Origin of the sequence: Lelliottia sp., assembly GCF_045627565.1 — a bacterium.
GTDB lineage: Bacteria > Pseudomonadota > Gammaproteobacteria > Enterobacterales > Enterobacteriaceae > Enterobacter.
In genome coordinates this window covers 347,439-367,821 of sequence record NZ_JAZQNX010000005.1, presented here as the reverse complement: position 1 = coordinate 367,821, position 20,383 = coordinate 347,439, and the positions used below count along the sequence as shown (strand labels likewise).

Below are 20,383 nucleotides of genomic sequence, written 5' to 3'. Positions count from 1 at the left end.
CCGTATCCGCCACAGACCGCATCACGAAACTGTGAGAGGATATCTTTTTATCCTGCCGGAGTTGCCATGAAGCTATCTGACAAACTACGCCGTGACTGGCATTACTATGCCTTTGCGATTGGGCTGATTTTTATTCTTAACGGTGTGATTGGGCTGCTTGGGTTTGAAGCAAAAGGCTGGCAAACCTATGCGCTGGGACTGGTGACGTGGGTGATTTGTTTCTGGCTGGCAGGGTTAATTATCCGCCGTCGGCCTGAAGACACGACGACGGAAAACGTAGAGCGTTCAGAGAAAGCGGATTAACCGTTTACTGAGCTTTTCAGGGCGCTGTCGGCGGTGTGTCGCTCCAGCGCCAGCTCGATAAGACGGGTGATTAACTCTGGATAGCTGATCCCGCTGGCCTGCCAGAGTTTTGGATACATGCTGATGTTGGTGAAGCCCGGCAGCGTGTTGATTTCGTTAATAATAACGTTATTTTCTGCCGTCAGGAACACATCGACACGCGCCATACCGCCACAGCCGAGCGCCTGATACGCGTCGATGGCGATCGCACGGATCTTGTCGTTGATTTCAGGATCCAGGACGGCAGGCACCACGACCTGCGCGCCTTTATCATCAATATATTTGGTGTCGTAAGAGTAGAAATCACTGTTCAGAACCACTTCACCGCAGGTGCTGGCCTGTGGGAAATCGTTGCCTAAAACGGCGCATTCGATTTCGCGACCTTGAATGCCTTGCTCAACCACCACTTTATGATCGAATTCAAACGCCAGGCGTACTGCGTCTGCGAATTGCGCTTCGCTGTTCACTTTACTGACGCCAACGGATGAACCCTGGTTGGCGGGTTTCACAAACAGCGGCAGACCAAGCTGGGCAGTGATCTGGGCGAAACTGTACTTATCGCGGTTGGCACGGGTCAGGGTCACAAACGGCGCGATGTTCAGACCGGCGTCACGCAGCAAACGTTTGGTGACATCTTTATCCATGCAGGCGGCGGAGCCGAGCACGTCTGAGCCGACAAACGGCAGGTTAGCCATGCGCAGCATCCCTTGCAGGGAGCCATCTTCGCCCAACGTGCCGTGAACAATCGGGAAAATGACATCAATCTGCGCCAACGTTTGGGCATTGCCCGCGTTGATCAGCTGGCCGTGGATGACGCCAGGCACGGTCGCCACGCTGATTTCTGAAGGATTGAGCGCGATATGCGCCGGGTCGTCTGCATTCAGCAGATACTGGCTGGCATCGTTGACATGCCATTGGCCTTGCTTATCAATGCCCAGCAGGACCACGTCAAAGCGGCTTTTATCAATCGCATCCACGATATTTTTAGCCGATTGCAGCGACACTTCGTGTTCTGCTGATTTTCCCCCAAAGACAATTCCTACCCGCTGCTTCGCCATCTCACACTCTTCCAGTCTGTCTCAAAGCCTATAACATACCACATGCCCTGTGGGATTCGCCGCCTTCTGCCATAATGTTTTAACGCATAAAAGAGGAGAGAATGTGAGAGGGAAAAGTCTGTTTGTCTGCGCGATTATTGTGGGTGCCGCCGTAGTGGGTTATCGCTGGCTACCGTCATATTACAATCCTTTTACGCCACTTCAGCTCGACGACAAGCCTGGTAAGATCACCCAGTTCAAACTGCGTCGCCTGACGCCGGAGGCCTGTACGACTCTGCTGGCAGAGGCGAATCAAAAGCAGTGGATTCAGACTCAGTCGATGGCCGATAGCGCGGGGGACTGTCCGCTGACTGACGTGGTGCGCGTGCGAAATTTTGGCCCGGTGACGCTGAGCAGCAGTTATATCGCCAGTTGCCCGCTGGCGCTGAGCTCTGCGCTGTTTGTACAGCAGCAGGCGCGCCCGCTGACCCAATCGATGATGGGCAGCGAACTCAAACGCATCGAACATCTGGGCAGTTTTGCCTGCCGCAATATTTATCATCGCCCCGATGCGCGGCGCAGCGAACATGCCAGCGCCGAAGCGCTCGATATCAGCGCGTTTCAGCTCTCTGATGGGCAGCGGGTGACGGTGCTGCGCGGCTGGCGCGAAGACAAAACGCAACCCTGGCTTCAAGCACTGTTAAGTGCCAGCTGCGATTATTATGGCAATGGCTTAGGCCCGGAATATAACGCCGCGCACGCCAACCATTTCCATCTGGGGATGCGCGGATTTGGCCTGTGCCGTTAAAGCATAAATCACCAGCATAAAGTGGATAAAGTGTGACTTATTTCACAAATATGATGACTGGGGAGATAAAACACCAAAGTCATCGGCATCGCATCTCTGGTGCCATGTGACATAACGTAACTTGTTAATCTGTCGGCGAATTCGCCTAAAAATGAAGATACCGCCTGTTATGGAATCCTGGAAAGTAAACCTCATCTCCGTCTGGTTTGGCTGCTTTTTTACCGGCCTTGCCATCAGCCAGATTTTGCCGTTCCTGCCGCTGTATGTCTCGCAGCTCGGCGTCTCGTCGCACGAGGCGCTGTCGATGTGGTCCGGTCTGACGTTCAGCGTCACTTTCCTGGTTTCAGCAATTGTTTCGCCCATGTGGGGCAGCCTGGCGGATCGTAAAGGGCGCAAACTGATGCTGCTGCGCGCCTCGCTGGGAATGGCGATCGCCATTCTGCTTCAGGCTTACGCGACCAACGTCTGGCAGCTGTTTTTGCTGCGCGGCCTGATGGGGCTGACATCCGGCTATATTCCTAACGCGATGGCGCTGGTGGCGTCGCAAGTTCCGCGCGAGCGCAGCGGGTGGGCGATCAGTACGCTTTCAACCGCGCAGATTAGCGGCGTGATTGGCGGCCCACTGATGGGGGGCTTTTTGGCGGACCACGTCGGTCTGCGTGCCGTGTTTTTCATCACTGCGCTGCTGCTGATGGTGAGTTTTCTGGTCACCTTTTTCCTGATCAAAGAGGGCGTACGCCCTACGATCAGCAAAGCCGAACGTCTGAGCGGTAAAGCCGTTTTTGCCACGCTTCCTTATCCTGGGCTGATGATTAGCCTGTTTGTCACCACGATGGTGATTCAGCTTTGTAACGGGTCGATTGGACCGATTTTGACGCTGTTCATTAAATCGATGGCCCCGGACAGCAACAATATTGCGTTTCTGAGCGGCATGATCGCCGCCGTGCCCGGCGTGTCTGCGCTGATGTCTGCACCAAAATTGGGCAAGCTGGGCGATCGGATCGGCACGGCGCGGATATTAATGGCGACGCTTATTTTTGCCGTCGTGCTGTTTTTCGCGATGTCATTTGTCACGTCACCTCTCCAGCTTGGCGTTTTGCGTTTTCTGCTGGGATTTGCCGACGGTGCCATGCTCCCGGCGGTACAAACGCTGCTGGTGAAGTACTCCAGCGATCAGGTAACCGGCCGGATCTTTGGGTATAATCAGTCATTTATGTATCTGGGAAATGTCATTGGCCCACTGATTGGCGCATCTGTCTCGGCGATGGCCGGATTCCGCTGGGTGTTTGCCGCCACGGCGGTGGTCGTTTTACTCAATATTATTCAGCTCGCCATTGCCTTACGCCGTCGACGTCAAAAAGCCGCAAGTGCAGGAGCCCGATAATCCCGATAATAATGAAGCGACAATATATTATGTATTTAAGGGTAGCTAAATTTTATGAATAAAAATGAGGCTTTAAATTTCTACTCTGCATAAGCAGAGTAATCAGTTTTTATAATAGCAAAACGTTTCGCTCGGGCTAAATCATCGTTATTTGCGACATGGCGTGTTTTTTCATAACGATAATAGTTTTCGCCTCTTTGCAATATTCCATCGGAATGATAAGTTCAGCAAAAATCTGATAAGGAAATACCCCGATGAAAAACCTCATTGCAGAGTTGCTGGTGAAGCTTGCGCAAAAGGAAGAAGAGTCAAAAGAGCTGGTTGCCCAGGTTGAAGCGTTAGAGATTGTCGTCACGGCGTTGTTACGACAAATGGCACAGACTGACCAACAGGCGCTGATACGCAGTATCGAAAGCGCTCTGGAGGATGCCCGGCCCGGCTCTCAGGTGCCGGTTCAAGATAGCGAGATGCTACAGCAATACGTAAAAAAGTTGTTGCGGCATCCACGTAATTAATCTTTCACGGAAACGAAAACGCTGTCATAGAGTTGTCATATGGACTGCCTATAGTCGCTCTGTTTATTTTTTATGTATTTGTACATGGAGAAAATAAAGTGAAACAGAGCGCACTATTCATCGCATTAATTCCGTTGTTATTCACCGCAACGTCACACGCCGAAACCACCGATACCCGCGTCCTGGACAATCGTGCTGCGCACGGGGATATCACCCAACCTGGCGGTGCTCGCCGTTTGTCGGAAGATCAAACCGCGGCTATCCGCGCATCGCTTAATGATAAACCGGCTAAAAATATTATTCTGTTAATTGGCGACGGCATGGGTGATTCCGAAATTACCGCCGCGCGCAATTATGCCGAGGGTGCAGGTGGTTTCTTTAAAGGCATCGATGCGGTGCCGTTGACCGGCCAATATACCCATTACGCACTGGACAAAAAAACCGGCAAGCCGGATTACGTGACCGACTCTGCGGCTTCAGCAACCGCCTGGACCACCGGGGTTAAATCGTATAACGGCGCGCTGGGTGTCGATATTCACGAAAAAGATCACCAGACCATTCTGGAGATGGCAAAAGCCGCAGGGCTTTCAACGGGGAACGTCTCCACGGCGGAGCTTCAGGATGCCACCCCTGCCGCGCTGGTGGCGCATGTGACGTCGCGTAAATGCTACGGCCCGACCGTAACCAGCGAAAAATGCCCGTCTAACGCGCTGGAAAAAGGCGGTAAAGGCTCTATCACCGAGCAGCTTCTGAATGCGCGCGCTGATGTCACCCTGGGCGGCGGAGCGAAGACCTTCGCCGAAACCGCAACAGCAGGCGACTGGCAGGGCAAAACGCTGCGCGAGCAGGCGCAGGCTCGGGGGTATCAGATGGTGAGCGACGCCACCTCTCTGGCGGCGATTACCGAAGCAAACCAGGATAAACCGCTGCTTGGTCTGTTCTCGGACGGGAATATGCCGGTGCGCTGGGAAGGGCCAAAAGCCTCTTATCACGGTAACCTCGACAAGCCTGTGGTCACCTGTGCGCCGAACCCGAAACGCAATGACAGCATCCCGACGCTGGCGCAGATGACGGATAAAGCCATCACCCTGCTAAACAAAGGCGATAAGGGCTTCTTCCTGCAGGTAGAAGGCGCGTCGATCGACAAGCAGGATCACGCTGCGAATCCGTGCGGTCAGATTGGCGAAACGGTCGATCTGGATGAAGCGGTGCAAAAGGCGCTGGAGTTTGCGAAGAAAGACGGCAATACGCTGGTGGTGGTTACGGCTGACCACGCTCACGCCAGCCAAATCGTAGCGCCAGATACCAAAGCGCCGGGCCTGACTCAGGCGCTGAACACCAAAGACGGTGCGGTGATGGTGATGAGTTATGGCAACTCCGAAGAAGACTCGATGGAACATACTGGCTCGCAGCTACGCATTGCGGCGTATGGTCCTCATGCAGCAAACGTGGTAGGTCTGACGGATCAAACCGATCTGTTCTATACCATGAAAGCGGCACTCGGATTGAAATAAAAGAGAAACCCGGCGGAAATCTCTTTCTGCCGGGTGGTTTTTTCCCCGCCACGAACCAGACTTAGTGTGAACCTTCACGAAAGGATGGTGCTATGAAACTGACCCTGTCTGTGACTCTACTTTCCGCTATGTTCCTGATGTCCACGGCAACGGCGGCGGAGAGAACGCTTACCCCTCAACAGCAGCGGATGACAACCTGTAATCAGCAGGCCACATCCCAGACGCTGAAAGGCGATGCCCGTAAAACCTATATGAGCGATTGCCTGAAAAATAAAGACACAAAACCCGGCGAGAAGAGCCTGACGCCGCAGCAGCAAAAAATGCGCGAGTGTAATTCTCAGGCGACGCAGCAAATGCTCAAAGGAGAAGACCGCAGCAAGTTTATGAGCGCGTGCCTTAAGAAATCAGCGTAGTCCTTACGGGTGAGCCTGAGTATTGGCTCACCCGAAATATCATACTTTCCTCGCTCCCCCCCTCTCTATAATTTGGGAAATGTTTCAGAATGTTCCCAAAAATTATGAATGACGAAAACTTTTACAATAAAGGCGTCACCCGAGAAGAGTGGCAACAGGACCTTTCTCAGGATGACCACCACCGTTCCGGCATTCGGTTTGCCCGGCGAGTTCGATTGCCGCGCATGTTGGGACTGGCCGCGATGTTCTTCCCGATTGCAGGCGCAATGGTGGCGCATGCTCCGGCTGGAGGCTGGTGGTTATTGCTGGTCGGTTGGGCGTTCATCTGGCCACATCTGGCCTGGCAGCTGGCTTACCGTTCTGCCGATCCGCGCAGCAGCGAAATTTTGAATCTCAAAGCGGATGCGCTGGTGGCTGGCGTCTGGATGGGGTTAATGGGCGTTGACGTGTTGCCGACGGTCGCGCTGGTCATGATGGTCGGAATGAACCTGATGGGGGCGGGTGGCGTGAGGTTGTTTGGCGCCGGCGCCCTGATTACCGCAATTACTACGCTGATCACGCTGCAACTCACCGGCACCACGCCTGCCTTTACGCTGACTCCTCTCGAATTATGGCTTTCATTACCGGTACTGGTGCTTTATCCGCTGATTTTTGCGTGGGTGAGCCATCAGACTGCCATCCGACTGGCGGAGCACAAGCGTCGTCTGGAGCTGATGAGTACCCGCGACGGAATGACCGGTGTGTTCAACCGTCGGCACTGGGAAATTTTGCTCCGCAACGAATACGACGCCTGTCTGCGGGGTCATCGCGACGCCGCCATTTTGATTATCGATATCGATCATTTTAAAAATATCAATGATACGTGGGGCCACGATGTGGGCGATGAGGCGATTATCGCCGTCACGCGTCAACTGCAACTGGCGTTACGTGCCGGGGATCTGATCGGCCGTTTTGGCGGCGATGAATTTGCGGTGGTGATGAGTGGAACGCCTGCGGAGAGTGCGATAGCCGCGATGTCTCGCGTGCATGAACGGCTGGCGGCGTTAACCTTACCCTGTGCGCCGCAGGTACGCTTGCGGATCAGCGTGGGTGTGGCACCGTTAACACCGGAATTTGGACATTACCGTGAATGGCTGAAAGCCGCCGACGTGGCGCTGTATAAAGCAAAAAATGCCGGACGCAACCGCACCGAAGTGGCCGCCTGACGCCCGGCGATCGCTATCAGGATTTACTGAGCTGTTCTGACTTTTCCATGCATTTGCTCATCGCTTCGATCACCGCAGAGCGGAATCCACGCTCCTCAAGCACCCGCACGGCTTCAATGGTGGTCCCGCCAGGCGAGCACACCATATCCTTCAGCTCACCAGGATGTTTACCCGTTTCCAGCACCATTTTTGCAGAACCCATTACCGCCTGAGCGGCAAATTTGTACGCCTGTGCGCGCGGCATTCCGCCCAGCACGGCAGCGTCAGCCATCGCTTCAATAAACATAAACACGTAGGCCGGGGCAGAACCACTGACGCCGACCACTGGATGGATCATCGCCTCGGCAATCACTTCGGCTTCGCCAAAGCAGCGGAAAATATTCAGCACGTCCGCCACGTCTTCGGAGGTCACCAACGCATTTGGCGTCACAGAGGTCATGCCTGCATTCACCAGCGACGGCGTGTTTGGCATGGCGCGGACAATTTTACGGTCGTGACCCAGCGCGCGTGCAAGCTGATCCAGCGTGACGCCCGCGGCAATCGACACCACCAGCGTCTCTTTATTCAGGCTGGAAGTGATGTCGCTCAGCACTTTGATCATGATGTTAGGTTTGACGGCACCGAAGACGATATCGGCAATCTGGGCCACTTCCTGTGCGCTTTCGGCAGCGTTAATACCGTACTGATCGCGAAGGGCCGCCACTTTGTCCGGTGACGGGGTGTACACCCAAATTTGTCCCGGCAACACCTGGCCGCTAGCGATCAGGCCGCCGAGAATGGCTTTCCCCATGTTACCGCAGCCGATAAAACCGATTTTCTTATCCATCACGTCTCTCCATTATTATGCGTTGTGCGTTCTACTCTATAGCTTAACGTGGATTTTTCTTCAGGGCTAAAGCTTACGCTGCTTTGCCTGTCGACGAAAAGCAGGCGACAATAGTCGGTCATGTTAAACAGGGGAGACACTATGGCGATTTGGGTGGACGCGGATGCGTGTCCGAATGTCATCAAAGAGATTTTGTTTCGCGCCGCCGAGCGCGTGCAGATGCCGTTAACGCTGGTGGCAAACCAGAATTTGCGCATTCCGCCGTCAAAATTTATTCGCTCGATGCGCGTCCCTGCGGGTTTTGACGTGGCGGATAACGAAATTGTGCGCCTGTGCAGTCCGGAAGATTTAGTGATCACGGCGGATATCCCGCTGGCGGCGGAAGTTCTGGAAAAAGGGGCGGCGGCGCTGAATCCGCGCGGCGAGCGTTACTCCCCATCGACCATTCGTCAGATACTCACTATGCGTGATTTCATGGATACCCTGCGCGCAAGCGGCGTGCAGACGGGCGGACCAGACACGCTTTCCCAACGTGACAGGCAGCAGTTTGCTGCTGAGCTGGATAAATGGCTGCTGGAAGTGAAACGCGGTACCGCGTAATGATAAGCATTGCTAAAATGTGATAGAGTATGACAACCGCAGGGTTGTCATCGTCAGATGCTTTGCAGTAAAGTAAACACACCCACAGATGCAATGATTTCTTTACAGAGTGCGAGTGATATTCTCAGTCTTTACGCTCTCTGTCATACATATATATTCTTGCTGTAATCCAATTTTTACAATTACTTTGCGTACTAGTTTAATGGTATTATTGCTCGTTTTTTGATTTCACACGCCGCAACCTCGCGGTATTAAGGGGAACACCTGGTTATGACCCAACCCATCTTTTTAGTTGGCCCTCGCGGCTGTGGGAAAACCACCGTCGGCCTCGAACTGGCGCGCGCGTGTCAAAGCCAATTTGTCGATACCGATCACTGGCTGCAAACGAAAGCCGGGCGAACTATCGCTGAGATTGTGGAAAAAGAGGGCTGGGAAACTTTTCGTGCGCTTGAGACCGAAACCCTGAAAGCCGTCTCGGCACCCTCCACCGTGATTGCGACCGGCGGGGGCATTATTCTGGCGGAACATAACCGCGGCTTTATGCGCGAGCACGGCATCGTCATTTATCTGTGCGCGCCCGTCGCCACCCTCGTGGAACGGCTCGAGGCGTTTCCGGAAGAGGGGCAACGTCCTACGCTTACCGGAAAGCCGATCAGCGACGAAGTGAGCGAAGTGCTTGCCGAGCGCGACGCGCTTTACCGTGAGGCCGCGCATCACGTGGTCGATGCGTCTCAGACGCCGGAACAGGTTGTCAGTCATATCGTTACCGCGCTGCGTCTGGCTTGCGCCAGCTAGCAGGCGTCTATACTCATAGTTCAACGTTAAAAAAGGATGAACTATGCCAACCAGACCTCCCTATCCACGCGAAGCGCGAATCGAAACAATTGAAAAAGGTAACGGCGATCTGACCGTTACCTGGTATCAACTGCGGGCGGATCACCCGAAGCCAAACTCGCTCATCAGTGAACATGAAACTGAGCAGGAAGCGCTGGATGCGAAGCGCCGCTACGAAGATCCCGATAAGACCTGACATGAATCTGAAAGACGGCATAAACGTGCCTGCATCACACTTTTGACTCAACGCGAATGTTAAGTGAGAGTTAATATTTAGTTATTACAGTTAGATTCGGAAACGGCTAAGGATCTTTACACTTCGGTGTAAAGATCTGCTGCTACGCTTTTGAGCTGTTTAACCTGAAACAAGAGCCGCGCAGCGTAGTGAGCTTGTGCCCGTATAAGTGCAGTGGCAGTGATGAAAGGCGACAACGAAAATGAAGGCAACATTGGCGATCCTCACCATTGGTGTGGTTCCTGTTAGCGAAGTGTTACCGCTCTTAACCGAGCATGTCTCTGAACAACAGATTACGCATCTCAGCCTGCTCGCTGGGATCGGTCGGGAAGAGGTTATGGAAGACTACGCGATTGGGACCGGGGAGGATCCGCTGCCGACCATGTTAAGCGACGGTGAGCTGGCACACGTCTCCCACCAGAAAGTGGAGCGAGCGCTACAGGGCATCATCGAAGTGCTCGATAATCAAGGGTATGACGTTATTCTACTGATGAGCACCGCCCCGATTTCCGGGCTGGTCGCGCGAAATTCTATCCTGCTTGAACCCATGCGCATTATTCCGCCGCTGGTGGCCTCTATCGTGGATGGTCATCAGGTGGGCGTCATTGTCCCTATCCAGGAACTGCTGGATAATCAGGCGAACAAATGGAAAGTCCTGCAAAAAATGCCGCTCTTTGCGCTGGCCAATCCATTCTGGGACAGCGAAACAAAGCTTATCGCCGCAGGACGTGAACTGCTCGACCAGGGCGCAGATGTTTTAATGCTCGATTGTCTGGGATTCCACCAGCGTCATCGCGATTTGCTGCAAAAAGCGCTCGATGTGCCTGTGCTGTTATCAAACGTGCTAGTGACGCGGCTGGCGTCTGAATTATTGGCCTGATGATTTTGCGTGACAGGCACGAAGGATGGCCCCTATAGTGGATTTTTCTCCAAAGACATAAGGGCCAGTTCATGCTTCAGAGTAACGAATACTTTTCCGGTAAAGTGAAATCCATTGGTTTTACCAGCAGCAGTACTGGCCGTGCCAGTGTCGGTGTGATGGCTGAAGGGGAATACACCTTTGGTACCGCAGAGCCAGAAGAGATGACGGTGATTAGCGGGGCGTTAAACGTGCTGTTACCGGGTGAAACCGAGTGGAAGGTGTATACCGCTGGACAAGTTTTCAACGTCCCTGGCCACAGCGAGTTCCATCTGCAGGTTGCGGAACCGACGTCTTATCTGTGCCGCTATTTGAAATAGTGATTCTCCCTCTCCCCACGGGGAGAGGGTTTCACAGCATTAACGCTGTGCTTCTCCGCCTAAACCTTCGACCAGGTTTTTAATCAGCGCAGCCAGCTCACCCGTCATCAGGATGAAGTCGGCATCAAAGCGTCCGCTGACATCTTCGCGCTCAATATCTTCGTTTTGATCGCGCAATTCATCGCAGAACTTCAGACGTTTAATCGAGCCGTCATCGCACATCACAAACTGAATTCGCTGCTGCCAGTCGAGCGCCAGCTTGGTCACCAGTTTGCCAGCTTCAATGTGTACCGCAATTTCGTCACACACCAGATCCTGTTTCTTCGCGCGGATCACGCCGCCATCTTCAAGGATCGCTTTTAATTCGGCTTCATCAAGTAGCTGGAACCCTTGCGCCGGGCTACCGCTGCGCACCCATTCGGTAAGCGTCAGTTCGATAGGATTTTCCATCGTCAGCGGAACTACCGGCAGTGAACCCAGGCTCTTACGCAGCAGGGCCAGCGTATCTTCCGCTTTTTTGGCACTGGCGCAGTCAACCATAATCAAATCGTTGACGGTGTCGATCCACATCATGGTCTGGTTGAAACGGCTAAAGGCGCGCGGCAACAGTGAGTGCAGCACTTCATCCTTCAGTGAGTCTTTTTCCGTTTTTTTCAGCTTGCGGCCCTGTTCAGCCTCCAGCTTGAAAATCTTGGCTTCGAGCGCCTGCTTCACTACGGGGGATGGCAGGATTTTCTCTTCTTTACGCGCGCAAAGGATGATTTGACCATTGGTCGTGTGGGTCAGTGCATCACTTTGTGAACCCATCGGTGCAACCCAACCGGTTTTCGCCATATCCTGGCTACCGCAAGGGGTAAACGTGTACGCGGCTAACTGTTTTTCCATCTCTTCAGCCTGCAGCGAAACCTCGCGGCTGAGACGGTAAACCATCAAATTTTTGAACCACAGCATGATAATTTCCACGGCCTTGTCGTTAAATCAGCGGGCATGATAACGAATTGTGGCATGGCTTGCATTGCTAATCAGGTGGCCTGCTTCTACTCTGTTGATAATCAAAATAATGAGGAGAGTCCTGTGCGTATTGGTATTGATTTGGGCGGCACCAAAACAGAAGTCATTGCGCTTAGCGATCAGGGCGAACAATTGTTCCGACACCGCCTGCCTACGCCGCGTGATGATTATCAGCAAACCATTGAAACCATCGCCTCGCTGGTGGAGATGGCGGAAAAGGCAACGGGGCAGACTGGCACTGTCGGAATGGGGATTCCGGGGTCGATTTCGCCCTATACCGGGGTGGTGAAAAACGCGAACTCCACGTGGCTTAACGGCCAGCCGTTTGATAAAGATTTGAGCGTGCGCCTCCATCGCGAGGTGCGTCTGGCGAACGATGCCAACTGTCTTGCCGTTTCGGAAGCAATAGACGGCGCAGCGGCAGGCGCGCAGACGGTATTTGCGGTGATTATTGGTACGGGCTGCGGTTCTGGCTTAGCGTTTGGCGGACGCGCGCACATTGGCGGCAACGGCACGGCGGGTGAGTGGGGACACAATCCGCTGCCGTGGATGGACGAAGATGAATTGAAATACCGCGCCGAAGTGCCGTGTTATTGCGGCAAGCAGGGCTGTATCGAAACCTTTATTTCCGGCACCGGATTCGCCACCGATTATCGTCGTTTAAGCGGACATGCGTTAAAAGGCAACGAGATTATGCGCCTTGTCGAAGAGCACGATGCGGTTGCCGAACTGGCGCTCAATCGCTACGAAATGCGTCTGGCGAAATCGCTGGCTCATGTGGTGAACATTCTCGACCCGGACGTGATCGTCCTCGGCGGCGGGATGAGTAATGTTGACCGGATCTACACCACGGTTCCCCAGCTAATGAAGCAGTGGGTCTTTGGCGGAGAATGTGAAACCCCAATCCGCAAAGCAGTGCACGGGGATTCGAGCGGCGTGCGCGGCGCGGCATGGCTGTGGCCGCAGTAATTCTTGATGTTGAAGCACTAAAGATGGCAGCCAGGAATAAAAGACTTAAAGCGACGACTGGTCCGGCTGTAAATCGCTGAGTCGTTGACCAAAGGCCGGGGCGACGCGCAGGGATGCGCGAAGAGGGCGTGACCTGCATGGATGCAGGATCGCGCCCGTCCCGAAGCCGTAGGGAATAAGACGAAGGCACCGCCTAGCGGCGATTTTCTTGCCGGGAGCCCGGGTTGCCAGGGCGGCGGCGATTGAGCCGCCATGGCACGTTCACGGGTTCCGTCATCACACACAAGCCCGTGTCGGGAAGTGAACGGAATCACCTCCTGAGCTGAATGTCCCCCTTCACCCTAAACCTCTCCCTAATGTAGAGGGGATCTACTGTGCAACTCATCAATATGTGAGATGTCTTCACTCCACCGCAAACACCTTATCCAGCTTGCTGTATCCCAACCCGTTAATTTTCTTCACTTTGATCTGCACCGGAATGCGCTCTTTCATCGCCTCCACATGACTGATCACGCCGATGGTTTTTCCCGTCGCGTTCAGCGCATCGAGCGCGTCGAGCGCGGTATCCAACGTTTCGCTGTCCAGCGTACCGAATCCCTCGTCGAGGAACAGGGAATCAATGCGCGTTTTGTGGCTCACCAGGTCAGAAAGCGCCAGCGCCAGCGCCAGGCTCACCAGGAAGCTCTCGCCTCCGGAGAGGGTTCGCGTGTCGCGCACCGCGTCGGCCTGCCATGTATCCACTACTTCCAGCTCCAGCGCGTCGCTCGCTTTGCGTTGCAGAAGATAGCGGCCGTGCAGGCGATTCAGCTGCTGATTCGCCAGCCACACCAGATTGTCGAGGGTCAGCCCCTGAGCGAATTTACGGAAACGATCGCCCGTACTGGAGCCGATCAGCGCGTTCAGATATCCCCAGTCATCCGCAAGGCGAGCCGCCTCGTCAATCTGCTGGATAAGCGCCTGCTGATGCTGCCGGTTTTCGCCATCCTGCCTGAGCTGCTGGCTAATCTCGCCCTGACGGGTGCTATTTTCACGCAGACGTTGCGCCAGTTGCTGGAGTTCAAGCTGCAGTGTCGGCACATCCGACTGCAATCCTTCCGGACGCTGCGCCAGATGTTCGTTCAGCAATTGATTTGCCTGACGCACCAGCGCTGTCGCTTGCTGAATCTGGTTTTCCAGCGTCTGCTTTAACGTTTCCAGGCGCTGCATCGTGTCGGCATCAAGCAAAGCGCGCAGGAACGCATCGCAGTCGGGGAATGCGCTTTCCGCCAGCGCAGCGGCAAATTGCGCCTGCGCTTGCTGCATGCGCTCGGTTTCCAGGCTTTCCTGCTGCTGTAATGTCGCAAGTTGGCTGTGCAGCGAGACGCATTCATTGTGGATCTCGCGCCAGTTATCCGGAATAACGGATTCCGCATCTTCGGTGTCCGTCGCGGGCAGGGTATCCAGCAGCGGGGTGAGCGCGTTAATACGTTCCTGAAGGGCGGTGAGCTGATTCTGCTGCGCCTGCCAGTGCGACGATTCGCTTTCGCGCTCGGTGAGCCAGAGCGTTTCAGCCCCCTCGTCGGGAACCGTTAATGACAGCGGGTCCAGCGCCTTTTCCAGCGTCAGGCGGGTCGCGGCAATTTGCTGCTGGAACTGTCGCTCCTGTTTTTCCTGTTCATTAAGCTGGCTTTGCAACGTCAGACGTTGACTGAGCTGATACAGCTGACGCTCGTACTGCTCCTGTTCGTTCAGCCACGGGGCGATATCATCCTGAATATTCAAAGTAACGTTCAGGGTTGCACACAGTTCGCGCCACGCGTGCGTGAGCGTTTGCGCTTCCTGGGCGAGCGTCTGCGCCTCTTCGGTGTCGCGCTGAATCTGACTGGTCAGGGCATTAACTTGTCCCAGGACTAGCAGTCCTTCTTCTTTTAGCGATGCGACCTCTTTTGCCAGCTGTTCGCGACGACGTTGATTCGCGCTAAGCTCCAGCGCCTGATATTCAGAAATCGCAGGGTGAGTCGTCGAACCGCACAGCGGGCAAGGGTGCCCGGCCTGAAGAGCTGCGCGCTCTGCTTCCAGTCTCTTGATTGTCTTTTCCTGCTCGCAGAGCGTGTCGACATCCAGGTAGTGCTGGTTTTTCTCTTTATACTGCTGTCGACGCAGGGCCAACGTCTCGTTCAGTTTTAGCTGCTCCGCCTGCGCCTTTTGCACGCTTTCCGCGTTTTGAACGATGCGTTTTTGCAGCGGTTGATAACGGGCGTGAAGGGTGGCCAGCTGCTGGCGAGATGCACGCGACGCCGTTTGCTGGTCCATCGCCGCAGCGACTTCATCGGCGGTCAGCGTCAGGGCGATCTCTGGCGCGTTCGCCAGTTTTTGCCGCAGCTCGGTGATGCGTCCGGTCAGCGTCGCTATCTGGCTTTTGTCGCGATTAAGCTGAGCAAAATGCGCCCGCCAGCCTGCGATTTCCTGCCCCCACAGACGGAAACGGTCATGCCCGGTTAGCCACTGTGTCAGTGCCGAAAGCTCTGTTTGCAACTGGTCGCGGGTGCGCAGCGCACCATTGCGGATGCGCGCGCGCAGTGCTGCCCGAGACAGTAAGCGAGTATTCACTTCCTGAGTCTGCTGTTGGGTTTGCGTGAGACGCATCGTCTGTTCCTGCTGACGTTCCCAGAGTGGGCGCAGCACTGCGGCGGGCTGGGCGTGAAGCAATTTATCCAGGTCTGGCGTAGCGTCGGTGAGCGCCTGTTGTGCCTGCTGATGCGAGGTTAACGCGCGCTGCTGTTCGCGCTGGAGTTCCTCGTGACGGGATAACCAGTGAAAATCGCGCTGGTGATTCTGTTGCTGTACCAGCAGCGTTTTCTCTTCGTCAGTAAGTGCCTGCAAACTCTGGGTGAGCTGCTGTTGCTGCTCTTCGCTCAGTAAAATCACACCAGCAGCTTGCGCTTCGCGCCTTTCGAGCTCCGTGCGCGCGGCTTTGTGTTGTTCAAAGACCCTTGCGGAAATTTGGCCGTAAATCTCGGTTCCGGTAAGTTCCTCCAGCAGCTCGGCGCGTTCGCCAGGTTTGGCATTGAGGAAGGCGGCAAATTGCCCCTGTGACAACAGCATTGAGCGCGTGAAACGATCGTAATCCAGCCCGGTCAGCGTGGCCGTTTGCTCAATTTTGTCTGTGGCTTTGTCAGACAGAATTTTACCGTCTTCGCAGCGCGCCAGCTCTACGCGCGGTGCCTGTAAATTCCCGTCAGGCTGATTACGCGCTCGGCTTTGGCTCCAGAAAGCGCGATAAGCTGTACCTTTGACTTCAAACTCCACCTCCGCCAGACATTCAGCGGTGTCGCGCGTCATGAGATCATTTTGTGATTGTGTGACTTTATTCAGACGCGGCGTCTGGTGATACAACGCGAGGCAGATGGCGTCCAGTAGGGTGGTTTTGCCTGCGCCGGTCGCGCCGGTTATCGCAAACAGACCGTTACTGGCGAACGGCTCGGCGGTGAAATCAATTTTCCATTCGCCCTTCAGGGAGTTGATGTTTTTCAGACGCAGGCTGAGAATTTTCATGCGTTGTCTTCCTCATCATTGAGCGCATGCAGCGTATGGGTGAACAGCTCGTTCAGTCTGGCGCGCTGCGCGTCGTCAATCTCTTCCTGTGCCAGTCGGCGTTCAAAAACCTCTTCGACCTTCAGCTCGCTGAGCGTTTCGCGCTGCGCACTGAGCAGAATTTTCTCGCGCTGTTCGCGACTGCGGCGCACCAGTAAAACCTCAACCGGCAGCGTTTCCGTGAGTGCCTGGATTTTGCGCTGCATATCGTGCAGATAGTCGTCTGTCGTGATTTCGATATCCAGCCAGACGGGCGGGATTTGCTCCACGTCGCGCCACTGCTCTAGCTGTGCGGTGATGGCCGCCAGATCGCCTTTTAGTACCGCCAGCGGCTGCGTCACGGGCACTTCCAGCGTGTCTACCGCGCTGAGTTTCCCGTCGATAAAAGTGACCAGATGCACGCTTTTGGGTTTGCCCGTTTCGTCAAAGCTGAGCGAAATGGGCGATCCGCAGTAGCGGATATGTTCGCTGCCGCCAATCTTCTGTGCCCGATGGATATGCCCGAGTGCGATGTAATCGGCGGGTGGGAAGTTCTGCGCCGGGAACGCATCCAGCGTACCGATATAAATTTCGCGTACCGCGTCACTTTTACTGGCGCCGACGGTGGTTAAATGGCCGGTGGCGATAACGGGCAGCGTCGCTTCACCGCGCAAGGCGCAGGCGTCGAAAAATTGCTGCTGATAGTAGTCGGTAATAGCCTGCAGCAGGTGCTTTTGCTTTTCGCCGCCGGTCAGACCGGCCTGGCTTTGAACGATGTCACGTGGACGCAAAAAGGGGATCGGGCAGATAACGGCGCCCGGGGTGCCGTCGCGTTTTTTGATGATTTGCGGTGCATGCCCGGCGTTTGCCACTACAGTGGTATTCAGAAAGGCCAGAATATCGCGCGACTCATTCAGCGTTGCCACCGAGTCGTGATTACCCGCGACGATGACCAGATGGCAGCCCGTTTTCTGTAAATTGACCACGAAGCGGTTATAGATTTCGCGCGCATAGCTGGGCGGCGATCCGGTGTCAAAAATATCACCGGCGACAATGATCGCGTCAACCTGGTGCGTCAGCGCCGTTTCCAGCAGCCAGTTCAGGAACGCTTCGTGTTCGGCCGCACGGCTTTTACTGTAAAAATTTTGACCCAGATGCCAGTCCGAGGTGTGAAGTATGCGCATAACAGATCCGTGGCAAAAAAAGGTGAAAGGGATTATACACTTGATCCTTCAGGCCGCCTCTGTGTTGGCTGCATCGGCCCCATTCTGAGTGTTACGGGCGTCAGCATGGGGTTCTGAGATGTGCTGGTATGAGCTAGCGTCACGGCTTTTGCGGTGATAAATGTCCTGGAAACGGGAAATAACAGCTGTAATAAAACAATAGTTTGCTATTCACAGTGGTAATGTTTTTCATAAATCTGTCATAAATCTGACGCATAATGACGCCGCATTACAAACTTTTAACCTCAATAAGACAGGGTAAAGTATGGCGAGACGTATTCTGGTCGTAGAAGATGAAGCTCCAATTCGTGAAATGGTGTGCTTCGTGCTCGAACAAAACGGTTTTCAGCCGATAGAAGCTGAAGATTATGACAGCGCGGTGAATCAGCTGAACGAACCCTGGCCTGATTTGATTCTGCTTGACTGGATGTTGCCTGGCGGCTCTGGACTGCAATTTATCAAACACATCAAACGTGAAGCGATGACCCGCGATATTCCAGTCGTTATGCTCACGGCGCGCGGTGAAGAAGAAGATCGCGTGCGCGGGCTGGAAACGGGTGCAGATGATTACATCACCAAGCCGTTTTCACCGAAGGAGCTGGTGGCGCGTATTAAAGCGGTGATGCGCCGTATTTCACCGATGGCGGTGGAAGAGGTGATTGAGATGCAGGGACTGAGTCTGGATCCTACGTCGCATCGCGTGATGACGGGTGAAAATCCGCTCGACATGGGACCGACCGAATTTAAGCTGTTGCACTTCTTTATGACCCATCCGGAGCGCGTTTACAGTCGTGAGCAGTTGCTGAATAACGTTTGGGGAACAAACGTGTATGTTGAGGACAGAACGGTTGATGTGCATATTCGCCGCTTGCGAAAAGCGCTGGAACACAGCGGCCACGATCGCATGGTGCAAACGGTGCGCGGCACGGGTTATCGTTTTTCGACCCGTTTCTGAACACTGACAGGAGTGTGACGCGTGCTGGAACGTCTGTCATGGAAAAGGCTCGTTTTTGAACTGATCTTATGCTGTCTCCCGGCCTTCATTTTTGGGGCTATTTTTGGCCATCTGCCGTGGTTTTTATTGGCGGCAGTGACCAGCCTGCTGATCTGGCATTTCTGGAATTTACTGCGTCTGTCGTGGTGGCTTTGGGTGGATCGCAGCATGACGCCCCCGCCGGGGAGCGGAAGCTGGGAGCCGTTGCTTTACGGCTTACACCAGATGCAGATGCGTAATAAAAAGCGTCGTCGTGAACTGGGAAGCCTGATCAAGCGCTTTCGTAGCGGCGCAGAGTCGCTGCCGGATGCGGTGATCCTCACCACCGAAGAAGGGACGATTTTCTGGTGTAATGGTCTTGCACAACAGCTGCTTGGACTCCGCTGGCCAGACGATAACGGCCAGAATATCCTGAACCTTCTGCGTTACCCCGAATTCACGCTGTATCTGAAAAAGCGTGAATTTACTCGCCCGCACAATCTGGTGCTGAATAATGGCCGTCACCTTGAGATTCGCGTTATGCCCTACAGCGACAAGCAGTGGTTGATGGTGGCGCGTGATGTTACCCAAATGCACCAGCTTGAAGGGGCTCGTCGTAATTTTTTTGCCAACGTCAGCCACGAACTGCGCACGCCGTTGACCGTGCTTCAGGGGTATCTGGAGATGATGCAGGAGCAAACGCTGGAAGGTGCGCCGCGAGAGAAAGCATTACATACGATGCGCGAGCAAACGCATCGCATGGAAGGACTGGTCAAGCAGCTCCTGACGCTGTCGAAAATTGAAGCCGCCCCGACGCTGGCACTGAATGAAACTATTGATGTTCCGATGATGCTGCGCGTGGTGGAGCGGGAAGCGCAAACGCTGAGCCATAAAAAGCATCAGCTGACGTTTGAGGTTGATAGCGCGCTGAAAGTCCTCGGCAGTGAAGAGCAACTGCGCAGTGCGATATCGAATCTGGTCTATAACGCCGTGAATCATACGCCGGAAGGCACCCACATTGTGGTGCGCTGGCAGCATGTGCCGACGGGGGCCGAATTTAGCGTCGAAGACAACGGACCGGGCATTGGGCCGGAGCACATTCCGCGTCTGACTGAGCGTTTCTATCGCGTCGATAAAGCGCGCTCACGACAAACGGGCGGCAGTGGGCTGGGTCTGGCGATTGTGAAGCATGCATTGAATCATCACGATAGCCGTCTTGATATTCAGAGTACGCCGGGTAAAGGAACACGATTCAGTTTTGTTATCCCGGAACGATTAATTGCCAAAAAAAGTGCCTGACAGCCGGTGTGTCAGCCTTCCTTTCCACAGGCCAGCGTTTGCTGGCCTGTTTGCTTTGCAGTCAAGCGAAACGCGGATGAATTTTATACGGCTGATGCTTTTTTGTTCGCATGATTAGCCATGAGTTTTTCTTATACTTAGCGGATTGTGCTGGTCTGTTTTTTCATGCTGGCATATTGTTCTGGTTTTAAGATCCCTCCTTGCCTTTAAACGTTATAAGCGTTTAAATTGCGCCCCATATACTGTCAGACCGACTGTATTTGCGCGGTAAACCGAAAAACTATTCTTCGCTGCGCCAGGACGGGAGCATATCCCGCTGAAATTGAGTTAATTTTCCGCCGTATCGTCCCGAGAGGGATGGCGAAAATCTCAACGTTTTCAACACCACATCCACAGGCAGTAAG

20 protein-coding genes are annotated in these 20,383 nt (G+C 54.3%); 15 read left to right on the top strand and 5 right to left on the bottom strand.

The genetic code is table 11. The features are described 5' to 3' along the window. Positions 1–66: 66 nt before the first annotated feature. Positions 67–303 carry a DUF2754 domain-containing protein gene (locus ACKI5T_RS04225; RefSeq protein WP_235134830.1) on the top strand — a complete coding sequence of 79 codons (237 nt, stop codon included), beginning with the start codon at positions 67–69 and terminating at the stop codon, positions 301–303. Here the strand turns inward: ACKI5T_RS04225 and ddlA are convergent. Beyond that, positions 300–1,400 carry a D-alanine--D-alanine ligase gene (gene ddlA / locus ACKI5T_RS04220; RefSeq protein ID WP_407435756.1) on the bottom strand — a complete coding sequence of 367 codons (1,101 nt, stop codon included), beginning with the start codon at positions 1,398–1,400 and terminating at the stop codon, positions 300–302. The two genes, ACKI5T_RS04225 and ddlA, sit on opposite strands and share 4 nt — an antisense overlap. A 103-nt stretch (positions 1,401–1,503) precedes the next feature. Between ddlA and ACKI5T_RS04215 the strand changes: the two genes are divergently transcribed. The 6 genes from ACKI5T_RS04215 (at position 1,504) to adrA (ending at position 7,218) form a co-directional block, all read left to right on the top strand. Then, the gene (locus ACKI5T_RS04215) at positions 1,504–2,187 is read left to right on the top strand and encodes an extensin family protein (protein ID WP_407435754.1); all 684 of its coding nucleotides are present in this window, start codon (positions 1,504–1,506) and stop codon (positions 2,185–2,187) included. Between the two features lie 169 nt (positions 2,188–2,356). Then, positions 2,357–3,571: a multidrug efflux MFS transporter gene (locus ACKI5T_RS04210; protein WP_407435752.1), complete on the top strand. Its 1,215-nt coding sequence runs from the start codon at positions 2,357–2,359 to the stop codon at positions 3,569–3,571. Positions 3,572–3,825: 254 nt separating this feature from the next. Then, positions 3,826–4,086, top strand: a complete 261-nt coding sequence (iraP, locus tag ACKI5T_RS04205) for an anti-adapter protein IraP (protein ID WP_235134833.1) — start codon at positions 3,826–3,828, stop codon at positions 4,084–4,086. Positions 4,087–4,184: 98 nt separating this feature from the next. Then, entirely contained in the window at positions 4,185–5,600 is a 1,416-nt protein-coding gene (gene phoA / locus ACKI5T_RS04200; RefSeq protein WP_407435749.1) for an alkaline phosphatase, read from the top strand. A 92-nt stretch (positions 5,601–5,692) separates the two neighbouring features. After that, positions 5,693–6,013, top strand: a complete 321-nt coding sequence (gene psiF / locus ACKI5T_RS04195) for a phosphate starvation-inducible protein PsiF (RefSeq protein WP_235134835.1) — start codon at positions 5,693–5,695, stop codon at positions 6,011–6,013. Between the two features lie 89 nt (positions 6,014–6,102). Next, positions 6,103–7,218: a diguanylate cyclase AdrA gene (gene adrA / locus ACKI5T_RS04190; protein WP_407435747.1), complete on the top strand. Its 1,116-nt coding sequence runs from the start codon at positions 6,103–6,105 to the stop codon at positions 7,216–7,218. 16 nt (positions 7,219–7,234) lie between these two features. Here adrA and proC read toward each other — a convergent pair whose 3' ends face one another. Continuing rightward, positions 7,235–8,044: a pyrroline-5-carboxylate reductase gene (gene proC / locus ACKI5T_RS04185; protein ID WP_407435745.1), complete on the bottom strand. Its 810-nt coding sequence runs from the start codon at positions 8,042–8,044 to the stop codon at positions 7,235–7,237. Positions 8,045–8,185: 141 nt separating this feature from the next. Here proC and ACKI5T_RS04180 point away from each other — a divergent pair, with 141 nt between their 5' ends. From ACKI5T_RS04180 to ppnP, 5 genes are all read left to right on the top strand, one after another. Further along, positions 8,186–8,644, top strand: coding sequence for a YaiI/YqxD family protein (locus tag ACKI5T_RS04180; RefSeq protein ID WP_407435743.1), 459 nt, complete (start codon positions 8,186–8,188; stop codon positions 8,642–8,644). A gap of 270 nt (positions 8,645–8,914) precedes the next feature. Then, complete coding sequence (aroL, locus tag ACKI5T_RS04175) at positions 8,915–9,439, top strand: shikimate kinase AroL (protein ID WP_012016264.1); 525 nt, start codon at positions 8,915–8,917, stop codon at positions 9,437–9,439. Positions 9,440–9,482: 43 nt separating this feature from the next. Then, a complete protein-coding gene (gene yaiA / locus ACKI5T_RS04170) occupies positions 9,483–9,674 on the top strand; it encodes a protein YaiA (protein ID WP_012016265.1) in 192 nt (63 codons plus the stop codon). A gap of 241 nt (positions 9,675–9,915) precedes the next feature. Then, the gene (locus ACKI5T_RS04165; RefSeq protein ID WP_407435742.1) at positions 9,916–10,593 is read left to right on the top strand and encodes an AroM family protein; all 678 of its coding nucleotides are present in this window, start codon (positions 9,916–9,918) and stop codon (positions 10,591–10,593) included. A gap of 71 nt (positions 10,594–10,664) precedes the next feature. Then, positions 10,665–10,952 carry a pyrimidine/purine nucleoside phosphorylase gene (ppnP, locus tag ACKI5T_RS04160; RefSeq protein WP_012016267.1) on the top strand — a complete coding sequence of 96 codons (288 nt, stop codon included), beginning with the start codon at positions 10,665–10,667 and terminating at the stop codon, positions 10,950–10,952. A gap of 39 nt (positions 10,953–10,991) precedes the next feature. Here ppnP and rdgC read toward each other — a convergent pair whose 3' ends face one another. Beyond that, complete coding sequence (gene rdgC / locus ACKI5T_RS04155) at positions 10,992–11,903, bottom strand: recombination-associated protein RdgC (RefSeq protein ID WP_012016268.1); 912 nt, start codon at positions 11,901–11,903, stop codon at positions 10,992–10,994. A 123-nt stretch (positions 11,904–12,026) separates the two neighbouring features. On the opposite strand from rdgC, the gene mak reads away from it, so the two are divergent. Continuing rightward, positions 12,027–12,932 carry a fructokinase gene (gene mak, locus ACKI5T_RS04150; RefSeq protein WP_407435739.1) on the top strand — a complete coding sequence of 302 codons (906 nt, stop codon included), beginning with the start codon at positions 12,027–12,029 and terminating at the stop codon, positions 12,930–12,932. 402 nt (positions 12,933–13,334) lie between these two features. Here mak and sbcC read toward each other — a convergent pair whose 3' ends face one another. Further along, entirely contained in the window at positions 13,335–16,466 is a 3,132-nt protein-coding gene (gene sbcC / locus ACKI5T_RS04145; protein WP_407435737.1) for an exonuclease subunit SbcC, read from the bottom strand. Then, positions 16,463–17,668 carry an exonuclease subunit SbcD gene (sbcD, locus tag ACKI5T_RS04140; RefSeq protein ID WP_407435735.1) on the bottom strand — a complete coding sequence of 402 codons (1,206 nt, stop codon included), beginning with the start codon at positions 17,666–17,668 and terminating at the stop codon, positions 16,463–16,465. The genes sbcC and sbcD overlap by 4 nt, the downstream gene beginning before the upstream one ends. Positions 17,669–17,972: 304 nt before the next feature. On the opposite strand from sbcD, the gene phoB reads away from it, so the two are divergent. Together phoB and phoR are read left to right on the top strand one after the other, a co-directional pair. Next, the gene (gene phoB / locus ACKI5T_RS04135) at positions 17,973–18,662 is read left to right on the top strand and encodes a phosphate response regulator transcription factor PhoB (protein ID WP_012016272.1); all 690 of its coding nucleotides are present in this window, start codon (positions 17,973–17,975) and stop codon (positions 18,660–18,662) included. A gap of 21 nt (positions 18,663–18,683) precedes the next feature. Continuing rightward, positions 18,684–19,979, top strand: a complete 1,296-nt coding sequence (gene phoR / locus ACKI5T_RS04130) for a phosphate regulon sensor histidine kinase PhoR (RefSeq protein ID WP_407435733.1) — start codon at positions 18,684–18,686, stop codon at positions 19,977–19,979. Positions 19,980–20,383: the final 404 nt, after the last annotated feature.

Coding starts and splice junctions, on each gene's coding strand:
- ACKI5T_RS04210 (WP_407435752.1), top strand. CDS start 2,357: ATGGAATCCTGGAAAGTAAACCTCATCTCCGTCTGGTTTGGCTGCTTT.
- psiF (WP_235134835.1), top strand. CDS start 5,693: ATGAAACTGACCCTGTCTGTGACTCTACTTTCCGCTATGTTCCTGATG.
- ddlA (WP_407435756.1), bottom strand. CDS start 1,400: ATGGCGAAGCAGCGGGTAGGAATTGTCTTTGGGGGAAAATCAGCAGAA.
- ACKI5T_RS04165 (WP_407435742.1), top strand. CDS start 9,916: ATGAAGGCAACATTGGCGATCCTCACCATTGGTGTGGTTCCTGTTAGC.
- phoB (WP_012016272.1), top strand. CDS start 17,973: ATGGCGAGACGTATTCTGGTCGTAGAAGATGAAGCTCCAATTCGTGAA.
- yaiA (WP_012016265.1), top strand. CDS start 9,483: ATGCCAACCAGACCTCCCTATCCACGCGAAGCGCGAATCGAAACAATT.
- ppnP (WP_012016267.1), top strand. CDS start 10,665: ATGCTTCAGAGTAACGAATACTTTTCCGGTAAAGTGAAATCCATTGGT.
- iraP (WP_235134833.1), top strand. CDS start 3,826: ATGAAAAACCTCATTGCAGAGTTGCTGGTGAAGCTTGCGCAAAAGGAA.
- rdgC (WP_012016268.1), bottom strand. CDS start 11,903: ATGCTGTGGTTCAAAAATTTGATGGTTTACCGTCTCAGCCGCGAGGTT.
- sbcC (WP_407435737.1), bottom strand. CDS start 16,466: ATGAAAATTCTCAGCCTGCGTCTGAAAAACATCAACTCCCTGAAGGGC.
- ACKI5T_RS04180 (WP_407435743.1), top strand. CDS start 8,186: ATGGCGATTTGGGTGGACGCGGATGCGTGTCCGAATGTCATCAAAGAG.
- sbcD (WP_407435735.1), bottom strand. CDS start 17,668: ATGCGCATACTTCACACCTCGGACTGGCATCTGGGTCAAAATTTTTAC.
- aroL (WP_012016264.1), top strand. CDS start 8,915: ATGACCCAACCCATCTTTTTAGTTGGCCCTCGCGGCTGTGGGAAAACC.
- adrA (WP_407435747.1), top strand. CDS start 6,103: ATGTTCCCAAAAATTATGAATGACGAAAACTTTTACAATAAAGGCGTC.
- proC (WP_407435745.1), bottom strand. CDS start 8,044: ATGGATAAGAAAATCGGTTTTATCGGCTGCGGTAACATGGGGAAAGCC.
- ACKI5T_RS04225 (WP_235134830.1), top strand. CDS start 67: ATGAAGCTATCTGACAAACTACGCCGTGACTGGCATTACTATGCCTTT.